The organism is Glutamicibacter nicotianae (assembly GCF_006539525.1).
GTDB classification, from domain to species: Bacteria; Actinomycetota; Actinomycetes; order Actinomycetales; family Micrococcaceae; genus Glutamicibacter; species Glutamicibacter nicotianae.
Window position 1 is genome coordinate 1 of record NZ_BJNE01000009.1, and the last position, 18,447, is coordinate 18,447.

An 18,447-nucleotide genomic window follows, 5' to 3' on the forward strand; every position below is an offset into this window, starting at 1 on the left:
GCTACAGGCGATCGGGGCCGATTACCGGGAACCAGCCGGCAACCACGAGTCGGCCGGCGACTACACCACCCGGCTGGGCGAAGACCACCCCCAGATCGCCAACGAATTGCAGTCCTTGAGAACTGTCATCCATGAAAGCTTCTACGCCAACCGTCATCTGGGCGCTGATGACGCTTCCACGCTGCTGGATGCCTTGCACACGATCCAGTCCAATCTGCGCGGCGAGCTGAGCCTGATCCAGCGCATCATGGCTATCTTGTTCCCGGCCTCCATGCACCCGCGCCATTCCCGCGCGGGCAGGTCCACGCAAGCCAAACTGTAGCAGACCGATATAATCGGGCGAGGGTTTAACCGGCCAAGGCCCAACCGGCATTCCGGTTGGGCCTTGGCTGGAGCTGGAGAATCTACTTCTTGGCTGCGTATGGATCGGCAATGCCGATGTACTGCACGGTGGTGTATTCCTCCAGGCCTTCGGCGCCGCCTTCGCGGCCCAGACCCGACTGCTTGACGCCGCCGAATGGAGCAGCGGCGTTGGAGATCACGCCAGCGTTGAATCCAACCAGGCCGAATTCGATCTGCTCGGAAACGCGGAACATGCGGTTCAGATCCTGCGAGTAGATGTAGGAAGCCAGACCGTATTCGGTGGAGTTGGCCAGCTTGATTGCCTGGGCCTCGTCCTTGAAGGTGGTCACTGGTGCCACTGGGCCAAAGATTTCCTGGGACAGGATCTTGGCGTCGTTGGCGACATTGGCCAGCACGGTTGGCTGGTAGAAGTAGCCCGGGCCCTCAACTGGGGCACCGCCGGTGACGGCGGTCGCGCCGGCGGCCACGGCGGCCTCGACCAGCGAGTGGACCTCGTCGCGGGCCTTTTCCTCGACCAGCGGGCCCACGGTGGTGTCGGCTTCGGTGCCGCGTCCTGGCTTCAGCGCCTTCATCGCCGCGGCGAACTTGGCGGTGAATTCCTCGGCAACATCCTCGTGAACCAGGAAGCGGTTGGCTGCGGTGCAGGCTTCGCCCATGTTGCGCATCTTGGCGGCCATGGCGCCCTCGACAGCGGCGTCCAGATCGGCATCCTCGAAGACGATGAATGGAGCGTTGCCGCCCAGTTCCATCGAGGTGCGCAGGACCTTGTCAGCCGCGTCCTTCATCAGCTGCTTGCCCACTGGGGTCGAGCCGGTGAAGGACACCTTGCGCAGGCGGTCATCGGCCATCAGCGGGCCAGAGATCTTCGAGGCCGAAGCGCCGGATACGACGTTCAGCACGCCAGCTGGAAGTCCTGCTTCCATCATGGTGGCCGCGAACAGCTGGGAGGTCAGCGGGGTCAGCTTGGCTGGCTTGAGCACCATGGTGCAGCCAGCCGCTACTGCCGGTCCGACCTTGCGGGTAGCCATGGCCAGCGGGAAGTTCCATGGGGTGATCAGCAGGCAGGGGCCAACCGGCTTGTGCTGGACCAGCACCTTGTTCTTGCCCTCCGGGGTGGTGATGTAGCGGCCGTAGTGGCGTACGGTTTCCTCGGAGAACCAGCGCAGGAATTCGGCACCGTAGGTCACTTCGCCGTAGGCCTCGGCCAGCGGCTTGCCCATTTCCAGGCTCATCAGCAGCGCGAAGTCGTCCTTGCGCTCGGTGACCAGGTCGAAGGCGCGGCGCAGGATCTCTGCGCGTTCGCGTGGTGCGGTCAGTGCCCATTCGGCCTGGACAGCGTCGGCCGCATCCAGGGCTGCCATGGCATCTTCGCTCGTAGCACTGGACAGGGTCAGCAGCTTCTCGCCGGTAGCCGGGTCAAGCACGTCGAAGGTGCCGCCGTCGGAGGCATCCCTCCATTCGCCATTAATCAACAGGCCGGTTGGTACCTTGGCAAGCAGCTCTGCTTCGCGCTGGGCAGTAATCGACATACGAGCATCTCCTGATAGAAAATAATGAAAACTGATCGTCTTTGATGTCTACGCTATTCCCGGCAGATGGCAGCTGTAAATCTCCGTCTGCACCATGGAAGCGAGCATTCATTGTGCATTTAGCCTATGCGGTCACGGCTATTTTTCCGCTTCGTGACGTGCTGCCAGGACCGCCTCGTAGAGCTCGCGTTTCTTCACGCCGGATTTTTCTGCCACTTCGGCCACGGCCTGCTTCATCCGCATGCCTTCGTCAACCAGTGCTGCAACCTTGGGCAGCAGGTCCTCGATCGAGGCGGCCTCGGCTTCCGGGGCGCCGTGGATGACCACGACAATTTCCCCGCGGACGCCGTCTTCCGCCCAGGCGCGCAGTCCCGCCAGCGAATCCCGGCGGACTTCCTCGAACTTCTTGGTCAGCTCGCGGGCTACGGCGGCCTGGCGATCCGGGCCGAAGGCTTCGATGGCAGCGTCCAGGAAATCGTTGAGCCGGTGCGGAGCTTCGAAGAACACCATGGTGCGGTCCTCGGCAAGCAGCGAGTCCAAGCGCTTGCGGCGTTCGCCTGCCTTGCGCGGCAGGAAACCTTCGAAGGTGAAGCGGCCGGTGGGCAATCCGGACAGGGCCAGCGCGGTGAGCACCGCCGAAGGCCCAGGTACCGCGGTGACCCGGATGCCAGCGCTCATAGCGGCTGCCACCAATGGGTACCCGGGGTCCGAGACCGCCGGCATGCCTGCATCCGAGACCACCAGCACGGTAGCGCCCTCGGCGGCCAGTTCAATCACCTCGGAGCGCTTGTGGGCCTCGTTGTGCTCATGCAGGCTCATCACCTTCGCGGTGATCTTGATGCCCAAGGCATTGGCGAGGTGATGGAAGTTTCTGGTGTCCTCCGCGGCGATGATATCGGCGCTGGCCATGATCTCCCGCAGACGCGGGGAAGCATCGGACAAGTTGCCAATCGGGGTGGCACCCAGGACGATTACGCCCTCATTATCTGAGTTCTGCACATTCTTAACCCTACGCGACGCAGGAAAAGCCCACTTTCTGGACTTTCCACCGGTAGCATGAACTGGTGATGGGCACCTCGGCTTTAGACACTCCGCACACCGGCCACGTACGCTCGGCGCGACAGGCCTTCACCTTCGAGAGCCTGAAACAGCGGCTCCTGCCTGTGGTGGCCCCTGGCGGCCCGCTGATGTGGATCGTTCCGCTCGTCGTAACAGCCATTGCCGGCCTGCTGCGCATGGTCAATCTCGCCCACCCGCACCTGCTGATCTTCGACGAAACCTACTACGTCAAGGATGCTTTCGCGATGCTGCAAAGCGGCTATGAGCGCGAATGGGCCGACGACAGCGACGAGCAGTTCATCGCAGGCAATCCGCAATTGGAAAATGAATCTTCCTTCATCGTCCACCCGCCGCTGGGCAAGTGGATGATCGGCGTGGGAATGCTCCTGTTCGGCGACTTCAACGGCTTCGGCTGGCGTTTTTCCACGGCCCTGATCGGCACCCTTTCGGTTCTGCTCGTCACCCTGTGCGCCCGACTGCTCTTCGGTTCCCACCTCCTGGCCGGCATCGCCGGGTTGCTCATGGCCATCGACGGGCATTCAATTGTCATGTCGCGCACCGCATTGCTGGACATCTTCTTGATGTTCTTCGTGCTTGCAGCGTTCTATGCCTTGCTCAAGGACCGGATCCATGGCAGAACCGCGCTGGCACGGAAGCTCTCGGTGCCCGAGGGCAATCGCCCCGATGATTTCCTGCTCATGCATGGCCCCATGCTCTGGTGGCGTCCTTGGCGGCTGATCGCCGCAATCATGCTCGGCGGTGCCGTTGGCATCAAGTGGTCGGCGCTGTCCTTCGTGGCAGTCTTCTGCCTGATGGCGGTGCTCTGGGATTTCGGCGCGCGGCGCACCGCAGGAATCCACAAGTGGCAATCGGCGGCATTCATCCGCGACGGCGTGTATTCCTTCTTCACCATGATGCCGCTGGTGCTGCTGACCTATTTGTCCACCTGGACCGGATGGCTGGTAACCCAGGGCGGACGCTACCGCCATTGGGCCGAGGAGAACCCCGGCGAAGGCATCAGCTGGCTGCCAGCTCCACTGCGTTCCTTGTGGCACTATCACCAGGCCGGCTACGAATTCCATACCGGGCTGAATTCCGAGCACGGCTGGCAGTCCTCGCCGTGGACGTGGCCGTTCGCTGGACGTCCCGTGCTGTTCTACTTCGAAGGCTACGACAAGGGCGTCAACGGCTGCGAGCTGGACCGCTGCACCGAGGTCATCACCGACCTGCCCAACCCGCTGATGTGGTGGGCCTGCACCATCAGCATGTTCCTGCTGATTCTCTGGTGGATCGGCGCCCGGGACTGGCGCGCCGGAGCGATCCTCTCCTCGGTGGCGGCCGGGTTCCTGCCGTGGCTGATGTACCCGGAACGCACCATGTTCTTCTTCTATACCCTGCCGCTGGTCCCGTTCATGGTGCTCGCATTGACGTATATGATTGGCAGGTTCATTCCACGCCATCCGAATTCCGGTGCCGTGTACCGGTCACGCGTCATCGCGGTCACCGCATTCATGGCGCTGCTCCTAGTCACATCGGCCTTTTTCTGGCCGATCTGGAGTGGGGAAATGATCGCGGATGACTACTGGCGCTTGCACGTGTGGCTCCCCAGCTGGGGCTAGGCCGCCCGTGGCTTGGCCACCTGTTTCCATGAAATAGGCCACTAAGACGACCATCGATTTCCAAAGGATAATTCCTCAATGCAAGAAGTGACCGTCGAGCTGCTGACTGATCTGGCACCAGAGGTCAACACGACGAACCTGCTCCTTGATCGCGTAGCACGCGGCGCACAACGCCCGCTGTTCAGCGTGCAGCGAGACGGCACCTGGCATGATCTCAGCGCCGGTGATTTCCTCATTGACGTCAAGCGCCTGGCAATGGTGCTGATCAATGATGGATTGCAGCCCGGCGACAAGGTCGCCATTATTTCCCGCACCCGCTACGAGTGGGCCTTGGCCGAGGAAGCCGTGTGGTTCGCCGGCGGCGTGTCGGTGCCAATCTACGAAACCTCCAGCGCTTTCCAGGTCGAATGGATCCTGCGCGACTCCGGTGCGCGCGTGGTGTTCGCCGAAAACCATGAGCTGCGCGCTACCGTCCGCCAGGCGGCGGCTCAGCTCGGCGAACCGGTGCGCACCCATATCTTCGAGGGCTCCGACGCGGACGATACGACGCTCATCCCCTCCGCCGGTCTGCACCAGCTGATGGTTCCGGCCGATCAGATCGACGAGCAGCTGATCGAGTCACGCCGCGCATCCATGGCCCTCAAGGATGTGGCCACGATGGTCTACACCTCGGGCACTACCGGACGCCCCAAGGGTTGCAATATGACCCATTCGAACTTCGCCATGGTGGCACACAACCTGGCCGGAAACATGCTCGAAGTGCTCGGTGAAGAACGCCGGACGCTGATGTTCCTTCCGCTGGCCCACGTATTGGCTCGTGCCGTCCAGCAAACCTGCATCCACGGCGGATCGGTGATTGCGCACTCCAGCTCGATGGCCAACCTGGTCGAGGACATGTCCGCGGTCAAGCCCGGCTTCCTGCTGGCCGTGCCGCGCGTCTTCGAGAAGATCCGCACCAGCGCCCTTGCCACAGCTGAACGCGGCGGCAAGGCTGACCTCTTCCTCAAAGCCGAGCAGGCGGCCATCGAGGTCTCCAAGATCCGTGATGCGCGGTCGCGTGGCCTCAAGGCGCGCATGCCGTTGGGCTTGCGTGCCCGCCATGCCATCTTCAGCAAGGTGCTCTACCCGAAGCTGCAGGCGGTTTTCGGCGGCCAGTGCGGTTACGCGATCTCCGGAGCCAGTGCGCTGAATCCGGATCTGGCGCACTTCTTCCGCGGCGCCGGCATCCAGCTGCTGGAGGGCTACGGCCTGACCGAAACCACCGCACCGGCCACGGTGAATCAGGCATCGCGAAACCGCGTGGGCACCGTGGGCCGTCCGATTCCCGGCACCTCCATCAAGATCGCGGATGACGGTGAAATCCTGGTCAAGGGCATCGGAGTTTTCGCCAGCTACCACAACAACCCTGCAGCCACGGCCGAGGTTTTCGACGAAGACGGCTATTTCAAGACCGGCGATACCGGTGTCCTGGATGATGGCGGATTCCTGCAGGTGACCGGTCGCAAGAAGGAACTGATCGTCACCGCCGGGGGCAAGAATGTCTCGCCAGGCCCGCTGGAAGAGATGGTCCGCGCCGGACGCATCGTGGCCCAGTGCGTGCTGGCCGGCGAACAGCGCCCATTCATCACGGCCATTATGACGCTCGATCCCGAAGAGTTGGCAGTGTGGGCCAAGGCCAAGGGCCTTGGGGCAATGACCCTGGCTGAGGCGGCAGTTGATCCTGCGGTGATCGCCGAAGTCCAAGGCTACGTGGATACCGCCAACTTGACCGTTTCCAAGGCCGAGTCTATTCGCAAGTTCGTGGTGCTGGAAGAGGAATTCACCGAAGCTTCGGGGCACCTGACGAACTCGCTGAAGCTCAAGCGCCAGAGCGTTCTCGAGGAATTCGAAGACCGGGTGGAAGCCCTCTACCGCAAATAATTCTCGCTGGAAATAGCCAAGGGGAGCAGTTCATGGTGAACTGCTCCCCTGCTGTTTATAGCCTGTGCCGGCTAGTTGCCAATGCCGAAGGCGCGGGCCTCCTGGCGCAGCCGGGCTGCCTCGCGACGGCGCCCGGTAGGCCAGCAGCTGATGATCACGGCGATGATGGTGGCCAGCACCAGCACGGCAATGGCGATCGCGCTATCGAGCCAGAACTGCTCCGGGTACAGGCGGATCAGCGTATCGCTGACGTTGAAGGTCCAGGTGCCGTCTGAGAAGAACAACGCGTGGAACTGGGTGAAGAAGTTATCCCATCCCATGATCGCAAAGACTGCCAAGGCTGCAATGCCGACCAAGGCCAAGATGGCTCCGGAGAACAACGCACGGCGTACGCCGCCTGCATAGCGCTTGGCCAGATACCAGATCCCGATAATCAAGATGACCGCGAGCACCGCTCCGAGGATGTAGGCGAACCCGATGAGGTTCTTCACGTCCACCATGTGCTGGACCTCCCCCTCGGTGAACATGCTTGAACCGGTGGAAAGCTTCAGCCCGGACAGGTATTCCGGTCCGGCGAAGTTGTTCAGGTAGTCCACCCCGTAGCTGCCGTAGGTCAGGCGCTCGGCATCGGTGAAGCCGAAGGAATCGCTAGGGAATCCAGGGCGGCCGTAGGACAGGGCAAGGAACGCCGGTGTAGCGACCAAGCGGATCGCGGCAATCAGGGTCAGCAACGGGAAGACCAGCGCCACAATCACCTGCGCCGTGCGCCCGAGGGCAGGCTTCGAGTTCAGCGCCCGTTCACGTGCAACCCTGCGCTTCATCGCCGCTTCGGAGGGTTCTGGCTCTGGGGCGTAGCTGCCGAAGACGCGATTGCGCGCTTGGGCGACGGCTGCCTTGGTTGTCGGCAGGGATCCGGTCTTCGGAGCGGCGGACACCGGCGGCACGCTTTGCGCAGTGGAGCTCTTCTCGTCGGCTTGCGGCTCTGCGGTCTTTCCAGCTGTTGCCTTGGCTTCGCTCTGCGCACGCTTCTCGGCTTCGATTTCGTGCGGCAGCTTGATGGCGCGGATGACATCTTCCACCGGCTCTTTGGCTGCCGGCTTGGCGGCGGCCGGCTTGGCCGCAGCCGGCTTGGCGGCGGCTGGCTTCGCCGCGGCCGGCTTGGCCGCAGCTGGCTTGGCTGCAGGTGCCTTGGCTGCGGCTGGCTTGGCTGACGGGGCCTTGGCTGACGGGGCCTTGGCTGCGGCTGGCTTTACCGGGGCAGGCCGCGCCTTGTCCGCTGGTGCTGGAGCAGGGTTCTTGGCATCGGCTTCGGTCTTGCCTGACATCGCGCGGCGGATAGCCTCCTTGCGGGCCTTTTCCCGTTGGGCAACGGCGTCGGCTTGGGCCTGGTTCTTGTGCTGTTCCAGGCGCGCAGTGAGCTCTTCAGCTTTTTGGCTCAGGCTGGCCTGTGGGCTTGGCACGTTGCCAGTGGCAGCCGGTGCCGGCTGGCCCGTAGATCCTTGCCCTCCAGTGGGGTTCTTCGCCGCCTCAGCCATGAGGAGTCCTCCTGCAATTCGCGCGATGGTGTGCTGTTTCAGGGTCGCATCATGGGCCGAACACGGCCCATGCGCCTTTAGCATATCCAGCACGCCCAGCCATCCGGCGGATTACCACACCAAAAACGGGTTTCAGCTAGGACACAAAGCGGTGGGGCAAATGCCGCCAACGAACGGAGGCAGCTTCAAGAATTCGTGGGAAAGAGGTCTAGGATTCTTCGTCGGCCGCCGGAAGAACAGCCAAGCGGACCCGGGAGTCGAAGCGCTGGGTACTGGTTTCGCGGGTACGGACCGAATCAATGGGCGAATTCGATGCGTGGCGTGGTTGGCGAACCTTCGGTTCCCGATCGCGGACGGCATTCACCAAGGCATTCAGTTCGTCCTCCGGTTCCAGCACGTCCGGGATGGCTCCACGGATCAGGTTCCAGCCGCTGGGAACAGTCAGGCGGTTGGCATGCTGGGCACACAGGTCATAGCAATGCGGTTCGGGGTATGTCGCCAAAGGTCCAAGAACGGCAGTTGAATCTGCGTATACGTAGGTAAGAGTAGCGCGGGCCGCTTCACGGCAGGCAGGGCGAGAACAAAGACGAAGACCTTCCACGCTTCCCATTCTACTTCGCCGGCCGGCACATCTTTGGGATCTTCGCCCAATTGCGGGCTCATGTGCATCGGCACAGCGCCCGACGCGCTAGGCTGAATTAATGAGCTCTAAGTTGCCTGATCGTCCCAGCGGTCCGCGGCGCGGCCGCCACGGACGCGGGCGGCGTGGCCCGCTGATGCCCATGCATCTTCCCGCCTACCGTTCGCGCCCGGAAAGATTCGATGATGCGGTGATGGCCAGCGCGCAACGGCTGTCGCATCGCTGGCCCGGAGAAATCGAGAAGATAGATTTCCTGATCGATCCGGTGCCCAGCGGAAAGTTGCTGGAACAGGCTGCCGCGCTGGGCGAGCGGGTGCCGCTGGCATCCTCCAAGCCGGCTGCGCCCGGCCGGCCAGCGCGCATCGTCATTTACCGGTTGCCCATCGAGCAGATTGCGGAGAACGCCGGCGAACTCCTGGACCTGGTCCACCAGTGCGTGGTGCATGAGGTCGCCCAGCTCTGGATGAAGCCGATCTCGGAAGTCGATCCCATGTATTTCCCTGAGGATCCTGACTTCTAAGCGGACATTTCCCTAGCTGTTTTGGGGCTGGATGCCACGTGCCGTTGCATGAGAGGCCAAGCCAACGCGCACGGCGCCGATCCAGACCAGCGCAGAACCTACCAAGTGGGCCACCACCAGCAGCTCTGGCAAGCTGGTCACGGCCTGGACCACCCCGATCAGCCCCTGCCCGGCCAATACCCAGATGAACAGCTTGGCCTTGTGCGCCACAACCGGAACTTGCTGCTGTCTTGCCTGATGCCACAGCACCAGGGCAACAACCAGCGCGCCGACAGCTGCGGCGGCATGCACGATGGTGATCTGCAGCCAGTCGAAGCCCATCCGCGGGACCTCGGCCGAGTCCCCTGCATGCGGGCCTGATCCGGTCACCCCGGTGCCGATGATGACCAGCAGTGCGCTGATCGCCACGAGCCAGGTTCCCATCGACTTGAGCGAATCGGTGCTGGCCGCCTCGCTGGCAAAGCCCAGATTCTGGACCTTGTCCCAAGTTGCCGCCGCGGCGGTGAGCAGCAAGGTTGCGGCCAGGAAATGCGCGGCCACGACATAGGGGTTCAGTTTCACCCAAACGGTGATTCCGCCGATGACCGCATTGAGCACGACAAGCCAGAATTGGAACCATGCCCATCGGGTGATGCCCGGAACCGGCTCGCGTTGCAGGCGGGCGGCAATGATGACCCAGCCGACGGCGGCGCACAGCACAAAGGTGAGCAGCCGATTCACGAACTCGATGGTCGCGTGAATTCCCATTTCAGCGGTTGGGGCGATGGAACCGCCGGTGCAGGTTGGCCAGTCCGGGCAACCCAGCCCGGAACCGGTGACGCGCACGACACCGCCGCCGACGATAATCAGGATTGCCGCGATCATCGCCGAGAGCGAGGCCGCCTTGAGCGAGCGCCGCTCCAGCCTGATCCGCTGCGCCAGCCACGCGAAGGGAGTCGTCAAAGTTCCAGTTCCTTAATGGCGCGTTCCTAGCCGCCGATGTTCACCACAATGCCGTCGCGTCCGGCATTCGCCTGCGGCATGGCAGCCCAGGCGATGGAACGGTCCGAGCCGAGCACCAGCTGGGCCAGGTAGGCGTTGGCATCCGTCGAGAAGATGACTGCCTGGGCGTCGTCGGAGACCGACTTCGGATCAAAGACAATGCTTTGGCCGGCCTTGATCTGCAGTTTCTCTGGGTCCTCCAGCTTGCCGTCCTTATTGACGACCACTGCTTCCACCGCCGAGTCCGCCGCGACGGCGGCGATGGCGAATTTGCCGGTGCCGTTAGCCGACAGCGGCATGGCTTGCGTCCCGGCGAGCACATTGGAGCTGGCCGCCCACGCAGTGTCCGAGGAATCCTTGGGATCAGCGCCGCGGACCATCTTCACCGCTGCGGTGACCGGGGCATCGGATTCGACGACCACCGTGTAGTACCCGCCAGCCAACTGGTTCAGGTTCACGACCTTCGTGGCGTCCGAATCAACGGCAAGGTTCTCGTCGAAGCTGGCAGCAACTTCACCGTCAGCCCCCAGGACCTTCACCTTGAATCCGGCGCCCGAGGAGCCGGTCGCCGAGACATGCAGCTGCGGAACCAGGGATTTGTCGTCCTTGCTCAGCTTGGAAACATTTTCCTTGCTCTCGATCCACACGCCCGGAATCACCTGGCTGTTGGATGCCGTCGCGTTCGCGCCGACCAGTTCAACACCCGATGGGGTCAAGCCGCGCAAGGCGGCCTGCTGGACCGAGGCGGTGATCTTGCCACCGAGGCTGGTGACCTCGGCCGAAATGGAATTCAAGTCCTGCGCATAGCCGCCGAGCACGATCGCCCGGCTCTCCCCCGCTGCCAGGACAATGTTCTGCAGCGTGGAGGTGTCGATCAGGCCGTCCGGGCCCCGAAGACGCAGGGACACCTGGGCCGTGGTGTGCGTTGGGTTGGCCAAATGCATCACGCTGGTGGATCCGGTGCTGGTCTGCAGGCCGGTGAAGCGCCAGTTGGATGCCGGAGCCTGGCATGTTGCGGCGGCAAGTCCGGCGAGGTCGCCGTCCTTGGCCTGGTAGCTGCGCAGGGCGCTGCCCTTCGAAGCTAGTTGGCCCAGCGGCTGCAACGTGTAGACCTGGGTGTCATCGATATCGTTGGCAGTTGAGATCTTGCTGGCGCGCCCGGTCAGCCCCTCCTCATCGGCGCCACGGGCCTCGGCAGCTTCATCCTCGGCGATGCGCTCGGTCAGCTGACGCGCATCGCTGCCATCAAGCTTGGTGAAGGATGAACCGGGAATGCGTTTGGCCAGATCCGATACGGCAATGCTGCGCAGGTTGCTGGAAACATCCTTGGCACCGGGGGCGAACTGCGCGTCGGTGCCTTCCACGCCCTTGAGCAGCTGCGGGGTTCCCGGGCAGACGCTGCTGGAGTCGCCGGCGGGCAGGTTCGTCACGGCAGCCGGCAACGACTTCTCGGCCGGTGCCGGGGCAAAAATCGATCCGGCGCCTACGACAGCTCCGGCGGCCACCACCGCAGCCAGGCTGAGCAGTACCGCGCCGGTTTTCTTCCGCACCGGCGCGGACACCGCATCCTTGGAAGCCGCGGCTCGGGCCTTGTCCAGCTTGTGGCGGCGCTCGGCTACCTTGCCGTCTGCAGGCTCCGCCTCCGGCTCGGCTGCCGGATGAGCAGCCGTGCTGGCAGCCGCAGGAGCAGCTTTCGCGGCTTTCCGTGCGCGGACCTTCTCCAACTTCTGGCGGCGCTTGGCGGCTTTCGGATCTTCCGGTGCTTGTGCCGTCGCGGCTTCTTCTCCGGACTGTGAATCGCCGGCTTTGGCCTTCCCTGCGGCAGCAACGGCTGCCGCGGCGGCACCAGCTTCTGGATCCTGGGCGGAGGAGGTCTTCGGCTCAACCTCGCGCGCAGGTGCAGAATCGGCATTGCCGGCTACTGCCGTTGCGCTCTCCTCCTTGGCAGGCTCCGCCTCGGCGACGTGATCCGGCTTGGCAACCGGTTCTGGGTTGGCTGCTGCATCGGTCTTGCCGGCAGCGGACTCACCAGCCGTTGCCGGCTTGGCGGGCGCGGCTTCGGGGGCCACCGTGCTGGTCTTGGCGGAGTCGTCCTTGGCTGAGCCGTCCTGAACGGAATCAGGCTTGGGTGCCTGTTCCTGTGCTTCGCGCTTGTCTTCAGCCTGCTCGTCGGCCGGAACCGCAGCAGGCGAGGTTACCTTGCTGTCCTTTGCGCCGGAGTCCGCCTCGGGCAGCTGTTCTGGCTTTGGATCTTCCTGCTTAGCGGCCTTGGGCTCAGCCTTCGCGGCCTTCGCCGCTTCCTTCGCCTCGGTCTTGGCCCGGGCTTGGGCCTCCTTGGCGCGAGCCTTCTCCAGCTTGGCATCGACCTTGGCCCTGGCCTTGGCGGCCTTGGCCTCGGCACGCGAGAGCGTCGCCGACACCGGGGTGGCGTCCTTGGCTTCCGGCTGTGCCGATACCGGCTTCGGGGCCGGGGTTTGTGCAGTTGGCTGGTCAGCAGAATCCGCTGAGTCCACGTTCTTCTCGTCGCTCACTACTTCTTCTCCTGCTCGGCATCAGCATCCGAAATCCGGTCGCTGAGCTTCGGGGTCAAGTTCTCACGAATCTCGCTGGCGCGTTCGCGTGCCTCGCGGCGGCTCAACGGCATCGTTCCGGTGGCCGTCGCCGGGCTCTGGACTTCGGCCGCGGCCAGAACTGCCGAACCATCGGCAAGTTCTTCATTCTCGCCGCGTGGTTCGCGGAAGCGGTATTCGATGTTCCGGTAGTTGGCCAATCGGCGCGAACTTGGCACTGGAATGGCCAGCAGCACCGTGATCAGCAGAACTACTGCACTGAGCAGCAGCACCGGAATGGCCATGGAGTCCTTGTGCGACAAGGTCAGCTTGCCGCCCTCGGCAGGAAGCTCGTAGGCCTGGGCCCAACGGGTTTCCGAATCCTCGGGATAGGCCACCGAACGCAGGGATTCGCCATCGACGCTGGCGCGCAGCTTCGGATCCGACGCGGTAGCCAGGACCAGCGTGCGCTCGGAATCCGCGGACGGGATCTGCAGATTGGTGATCTTGCCACGCTGGGTCGGCAAGACCGTCACGTCTCCATCGGCGGAGACGATCCGGGCAAAGCCAGCGCTTTGCTGCTCGTCATCGGCTTCGTAGTCCACGCGCCACAGCCAGCCGCTGTCGGTCTGGCCAACCGACGCCAACCCCGTTGCCGCATCCAAGGTGCGTACGGTCGCCGGGACGGATTCGCCGGTTTCGTTCAGCACCACGAAGCCCACGCCCAAGTCGCGCAAGGACTCGCGCGAGTCCAACGCGGATTCGGACAGCAGCATCGCTACGGCATTGCTCTGGACCTTTGCGGTGGCGGAATCTTCATTGCGCTCAGGCTCCAGCAGCGGACCGGCCAGCTGCTTGACCTGCGAGTAGCGGCTGATGCTGTCCAGCGTCTCGCCGGAACCCGAGACCAGCTGGCTGTCGATCTCGCCGGAGGACCGCGGGCTGAGCACCAGGGTGCGCTTCTGGAACTCGGAGCGGCCTGCATCGGCTGCGGTTGCCGGCAGGGTGCGCGGCTGCGAGCCGTGGACCTGCTGGGCCGAGTTCATCGCGGTCAGCGTTTCGGATTCGGCTGCCGGATTCAGCTGGGCGCCGAGCAGCACGCAGCCCGAGGCCAGCACGGCAAGCACACTGAAAGCGGCCATCATGCTCATCGCCGGACGGGAACCGGCGGCACGCATTGAGCGCGGCTGGTCCTCGTGGCGCAGGGCGGCCAACGCGTTGGCGGCAGCTACCAGCAGCGCGAACATGGCGAAGGAAACGTACGGGCCGGTGTAGGCGCTCACCGTGGTATGCGAGTCCAGGGTGAAGGGCACAAAGCCGACGGCCCAGCCCGCTGCCAGCGACAGCACCGCGCCCCACAGCAGGCGGCGGGAGTTGCGGCGCATGCTGGCGCTGTGGCTGAACGAAGAACTCAAGGTTCCGAAGACCGCCAGCGCGACGATCGGGGCACCGACCAGCAGGGCTGCGACCAGGGCCCACGGTCCGGCAGGCAGGAAGTCCCAGCCCACCAGAGAGGCGTTGGCGTTGAAGGATTCCGGGAAGCCCAGCAGCATCTGCCACGGGGCAGCCGGCGTGAACGCATTCGCGGCGCCGGGCTCGGTGAACAGCAGCCGTGCATCGCCCAGGCCGGCGAACAGCAGCGGAAGGTTCCACACGATCGCAGGCAGCGGGATCCACCACAGGCTGCGTGCGCGGCGCACAGAGAAGAAGGCCAGCACGTAGACCAGGATGCTCGCGGTCAGGAAGAAGGAGACGGAGCCGGCGGAGATCACCCAGAGCAGCAATGCGGCGCTGGCCGAGGCGGTCCACGCGGAAACCGACTGCTGCTTCGCGTTCTTCGGCTTCGCGCCCTCGATCGCCACATGGGCGTTCATGGCGCGGATAATCGCCAGGAAGAACAGCGGTAGCAAGATGTGGATCAGCACCGAGCCGATGCGTCCGGAGGCCAGCGAAGAAATCAGTGACGGCAGCAGCGCCCAGATCAGCGCGGCAAGGAACCGCACCGCGCGGGAGCGGCTGACCGCGCCAATCCCCCACCAGGCGGTGAGTGCTGCCAGCGGCATCGCGGCGAAGAAGAGATAGACGGAGGCTTCATTGGCATGGTTGAAGGTCACCAGCGAGAAAAGCCAGAACAGCAAGTCGGAATTATCCGGCGGGGCGCTCAAGCCGGTGGTGATGTTCTGCCACCAGGACAGGGCGTTGGCGCCGATTTCCCGGCTGCTGTTGGACAGCGGGCGCAGCGCGCCGCCGGACAGCGCGGTGGAGCCGAACAGGCTGCGCCATGCGATCAGGGAGGCCGCCGCGGAGAGCAGCAGAGCCAGGATCAGCGAGAGCACCGCGGTGGTGCGCGGCGGACGGGCGATCCGCACGAAGTCGGAGAAGTTGTCGCCGCTGGGTTCAACCATGGCGTCGGCACCACTGCCATCGCCATAGACTTCGCCATCGGCACGTCCGGTATTCACATTGCGGCGGTACTCGCGCACCTGGGCACCGGAGACCATCAGCTTGCGGACCTGGCGGCGCGGAATCTCGCGGATCTGGGCGACATTGCGGCGCGAGGCCGCCAGCTTGCCCGGGGAGAACAGCCCGCGCAGTACCGATCCCAAATGGCCGAACCCGTGGCCCGGGTCCTTGGCCAGCAAGGCCACGAGGAAGTGGCCGATGCCGCCGAGCAGCAACCCGATCCACAAGAAGGGCAGCACCGCTGGCGAAGCGAACTTCAGGCGCTGGAAGACTTCGGAGCGCTTGGCTTCGCGCGGACCAGCCAGCGAGTCGACAACTTCGACCTGGTGGTACATCTTGGCGCTGGGCACCACGACCACACGGTGCCCGGCCAGGCGGTTGCGCCAGCACAGGTCCACGTCGTCGCCGCGGCCCGGGATCGCCGGGTCGAATCCGCCCAGCTGCTCGAAGACCTCGCGGCGGATGAACATGCCGGCGGAGGACACGGCGAAGTAGTCGCTGCGTCCGTCGTACTGGCCCTGGTCGACTTCGTCGATGTCGATCATGGTCAGGCGCTGGGCCTTGCGGTCGACGCTCAGGCCCACTTCCACCAGGTGGCGGGGGTTGTCGATGTCCAGCAGCTTGCATCCGGCAATGGAGACGGACTCGGAAGCCTCGACGGTGCGGGTCAGCTGTTCCAGCGCGTCGGGAGCAGGCATGGAGTCATCGTGGATGATCCACAGCCATTCGTCGCGGTCCGCACGCGCTTCGGGCAGCTGCGACACCGCCACTTCCAGCGACAGTCCCAACGACCCCTCATCGGCCACCAGCAGGGCGGCGTTCGACGGCAAGTTCGCCCGCAGGACCTCTAGCGATGCGTCGGAGGACGATGCGTCGACTCCGACAAAGCGTTCGATAGGCCGCGACTGGTTGCGCAGTGCGGCCAAAGTGCGTGGTAAAAAGTCAGCGCCATCGTGCGAAGCAACGATGGCGGTGACGTGAATTGGCGGACGAATTAGATTGCTCGTTTCCGTAGACGGCGACGTTCACGCTCTGAGAGCCCTCCCCAGATTCCGAAGCGCTCATCATTGCTCAAGGCATATTCTAGACATTCCGAACGGACAACACATGCGCCGCAGACACGTTTCGCGTCGCGGGTCGAGCCGCCCTTTTCAGGGAAGAATGCCTCGGGGTCGGTCTGTGCGCACAGGGCACGGGCCTGCCAGCCCAGCTCACCCTCGTCAACTTCTCCGCCAACACCAAGCCATACTGCCTTGATGGTCTCGCGCACTTCGTCATCTTCATCGAGCTCCGGCGCCCAGGATCCAACCGAGGAGATTTCTTCGGTGTCGGATAACGTGTCGTGTTCTTTCAAGAAGTTGTCGGCCGCGGTCTCCAGATCGGCTGCAACTGCAACCCGTGCGGACTCACCGGCTTGAGGATCGACAAACCAGTCGGATGGTGCGTCCTCCAGCCCGTATTGAGCCGACGCAACAGCCGAGGTCGAAAATTCGGAGTACCCCTGCTCCAGATTCGCCATGGTGATGTTGACCTTTCGATTGGTTTGAGAAGATCGGACCATCACTGCTCCCGATCCATCCGGCAGCATTTATTCCATCGAACTAGCGAAAAGTGATGAACCTGCCGGGACTCACCATCTAATTACAGCCGTGTAACTCCGCTAGAGTCAAGTGGGGAGGTCATTCTAAGAAGACTTCTCAGGAAACTCCCGGCACAACACGCCGTCAAAAGATGCAGATGAGACGGGCATGTCCTGTCTTGGCTGAATTCTCGGTGAATTCTCAGTAATTAAATTTAAGGACACCCAATGAGCAACACCCTGCAATCAGGAACCTTTGTGGAGAATCTCCTCGCGCCGCGGCGCGCCTCGGCCTCGCCGTGGCTTACCTGGTACTCCGCCAGCGGGGAACGCATCGAGCTCTCCGGACGGGTATTCGACAATTGGGTCGCGAAAAGCGCCAATCTCCTGGGCGAGGTTTTCGACCTCGAAGAAGACTCGCTCGTGGTGCTTGACCTGCCAGCGCATTGGAAGTCGCTGGTGGTGGCTCTGGCCGCCCTGCATCATGGCGCCACGCTGGTTGATGCCGAGCATGATGATGCCCAGCAGGCAACGCTTTGGGTTACCGCCCAGCCGAATGATGAGCGCATCCCCGGCAGCTGTGAAATCCTCGCCGTGAACCCGGCAGCTCTCGCGCTGTCCTTCGGCTCGGATCTCGGCCCGGTCGCAGAAGACTTCAATGCCTCCGTGCGTTCCTATGGCGACCAGTTCTATCCCTCGCCGGTTGCTGGTGGTGCAACAGCCATCGCAACCAATGGCGGCGCCCCGATCAGCCTTGCCACGCTCTTCGGTGCCGAGGCGAAGAGCCAAGGAACCATTCTCGTGCGTGCCGAGCTGCCTGTGCTCGACTTGCTGCCTTATGCCATCGGCCAGTGGGCGGCAGGAGATGGAATTGTGCTAGTCGAAGATGGAGTGGAAGTGACCGCGCGCCTGCGCGACGGCGAACGCATCAGCTTCGACTATTCGCCTCAGGACTAGCGAACCACCGTCGGCACGGTGCCGGTATCGCCCTGGCCAGCGGAACCCGCTGGTTCGGTGTCGGTATCGGCCTTGTGCTTGCCCAGAACCTCGTGGTCATGGGCAAAGGCTTCTTCCTGGTCCATCTCCTTGCCGAAGACCCAGAAACGGTAGGCGAAGAAACGGAAAATCGTGCCGAGCACCAGGCCGACGACCGAACCTGCGATGAACACCGAGGTTGGATCGGTCAGGCCCAACCAGTATTTGGTGACCCACACGCAGGCCGCTGCAATGCCCAGGCCGATGGCATTCATAATGATGAACATCACCAGTTCGCGCAGCACATTGGCCTGGCGGCGGTGGCGGAAGGTCCAGTAGCGGTTGGCTACCCAGGAGAACATCGTCGCGACGACACCAGCGACGATCTTTGCCTTGACCTGCGAATCGCTCATGGGACCATGCAGGAGCCAGACGTAGATCCCCGAGTCGATGACGAACGCAACGCCACCGACCACGCCGAACTTCGCCACCTCACGCCACAGCAGCGAGATGAGTCCGGCTATTTTGAGTTTGATGCGCTCGAGCAATTGTCCTCCAGGGAATGAAGTTCCCGTCTGGCTAGCAGTAACAAGGCGCGCTCAGCACTGGGAAAAGCGCGCGATCTTGCCATTTTATCGGCACTTTCTGGAAATTGGCCGAATTCTGAGAGTAATCAGACATCGCGCATGCGATTCTCCACGCCGCTTTCGTTACC

General features: G+C 63.4%; 14 protein-coding genes. 5 read left to right on the top strand and 9 right to left on the bottom strand.

Translation table 11 applies throughout. The annotated features are described in order from the left end of the window. Nucleotides 1-322 (top strand): hypothetical protein (locus ANI01nite_RS16710; protein WP_170214630.1); only part of this gene is annotated, 322 nt, incomplete at its 5' end. An 82-nt stretch (nt 323-404) separates the two neighbouring features. Here ANI01nite_RS16710 and ANI01nite_RS11015 read toward each other — a convergent pair. Together ANI01nite_RS11015 and rsmI are read right to left on the bottom strand one after the other, a co-directional pair. Further along, nucleotides 405-1,892 carry an NAD-dependent succinate-semialdehyde dehydrogenase gene (locus ANI01nite_RS11015; RefSeq protein WP_073706631.1) on the bottom strand — a complete coding sequence of 496 codons (1,488 nt, stop codon included), beginning with the start codon at nt 1,890-1,892 and terminating at the stop codon, nt 405-407. A 138-nt stretch (nt 1,893-2,030) separates the two neighbouring features. After that, nucleotides 2,031-2,891 (bottom strand): 16S rRNA (cytidine(1402)-2'-O)-methyltransferase, encoded by an 861-nt coding sequence (gene rsmI / locus ANI01nite_RS11020; RefSeq protein ID WP_141357990.1) that lies wholly within the window; start codon nt 2,889-2,891, stop codon nt 2,031-2,033. 68 nt (nt 2,892-2,959) lie between these two features. Between rsmI and ANI01nite_RS11025 the strand changes: the two genes are divergently transcribed. Beyond that, nucleotides 2,960-4,570 carry a dolichyl-phosphate-mannose--protein mannosyltransferase gene (locus ANI01nite_RS11025; protein ID WP_141358163.1) on the top strand — a complete coding sequence of 537 codons (1,611 nt, stop codon included), beginning with the start codon at nt 2,960-2,962 and terminating at the stop codon, nt 4,568-4,570. A 78-nt stretch (nt 4,571-4,648) separates the two neighbouring features. Continuing rightward, complete coding sequence (locus ANI01nite_RS11030; protein ID WP_141357992.1) at nt 4,649-6,490, top strand: AMP-dependent synthetase/ligase; 1,842 nt, start codon at nt 4,649-4,651, stop codon at nt 6,488-6,490. Nucleotides 6,491-6,561: 71 nt separating this feature from the next. Here ANI01nite_RS11030 and ANI01nite_RS11035 read toward each other — a convergent pair whose 3' ends face one another. After that, nucleotides 6,562-8,025 carry a TIGR01906 family membrane protein gene (locus ANI01nite_RS11035; protein WP_141357994.1) on the bottom strand — a complete coding sequence of 488 codons (1,464 nt, stop codon included), beginning with the start codon at nt 8,023-8,025 and terminating at the stop codon, nt 6,562-6,564. Between the two features lie 208 nt (nt 8,026-8,233). After that, nucleotides 8,234-8,635, bottom strand: a complete 402-nt coding sequence (locus ANI01nite_RS11040) for a DUF3499 domain-containing protein (RefSeq protein ID WP_218024321.1) — start codon at nt 8,633-8,635, stop codon at nt 8,234-8,236. Nucleotides 8,636-8,726: 91 nt separating this feature from the next. Between ANI01nite_RS11040 and ANI01nite_RS11045 the strand changes: the two genes are divergently transcribed. Continuing rightward, nucleotides 8,727-9,185 (top strand): metallopeptidase family protein, encoded by a 459-nt coding sequence (locus tag ANI01nite_RS11045; protein ID WP_141357998.1) that lies wholly within the window; start codon nt 8,727-8,729, stop codon nt 9,183-9,185. A gap of 12 nt (nt 9,186-9,197) precedes the next feature. Here ANI01nite_RS11045 and ANI01nite_RS11050 read toward each other — a convergent pair whose 3' ends face one another. From ANI01nite_RS11050 to ANI01nite_RS17110, 4 genes are read right to left on the bottom strand one after another with little or no spacing between them, the layout of a single operon-like run. Further along, nucleotides 9,198-10,127 carry a COX15/CtaA family protein gene (locus ANI01nite_RS11050; protein ID WP_073706626.1) on the bottom strand — a complete coding sequence of 310 codons (930 nt, stop codon included), beginning with the start codon at nt 10,125-10,127 and terminating at the stop codon, nt 9,198-9,200. Nucleotides 10,128-10,153: 26 nt separating this feature from the next. Beyond that, nucleotides 10,154-12,697 (bottom strand): DUF5719 family protein, encoded by a 2,544-nt coding sequence (locus ANI01nite_RS11055; RefSeq protein WP_141358000.1) that lies wholly within the window; start codon nt 12,695-12,697, stop codon nt 10,154-10,156. After that, entirely contained in the window at nt 12,697-16,173 is a 3,477-nt protein-coding gene (locus tag ANI01nite_RS16870; RefSeq protein ID WP_176586724.1) for a glycosyltransferase family 2 protein, read from the bottom strand. Before ANI01nite_RS16870 ends, ANI01nite_RS11055 begins: the two co-directional genes overlap by 1 nt. After that, nucleotides 16,173-16,697 carry a WhiB family transcriptional regulator gene (locus tag ANI01nite_RS17110; protein ID WP_073706835.1) on the bottom strand — a complete coding sequence of 175 codons (525 nt, stop codon included), beginning with the start codon at nt 16,695-16,697 and terminating at the stop codon, nt 16,173-16,175. The genes ANI01nite_RS16870 and ANI01nite_RS17110 overlap by 1 nt, the downstream gene beginning before the upstream one ends. 288 nt (nt 16,698-16,985) lie before the next feature. Between ANI01nite_RS17110 and ANI01nite_RS11070 the strand changes: the two genes are divergently transcribed. Further along, nucleotides 16,986-17,714, top strand: a complete 729-nt coding sequence (locus tag ANI01nite_RS11070) for a TIGR03089 family protein (protein WP_141358004.1) — start codon at nt 16,986-16,988, stop codon at nt 17,712-17,714. Here the strand turns inward: ANI01nite_RS11070 and ANI01nite_RS11075 are convergent. Next, entirely contained in the window at nt 17,711-18,280 is a 570-nt protein-coding gene (locus ANI01nite_RS11075) for a GtrA family protein (protein ID WP_038989884.1), read from the bottom strand. The two genes, ANI01nite_RS11070 and ANI01nite_RS11075, sit on opposite strands and share 4 nt — an antisense overlap. Between the last annotated feature and the right edge of the window lie 167 nt (nt 18,281-18,447).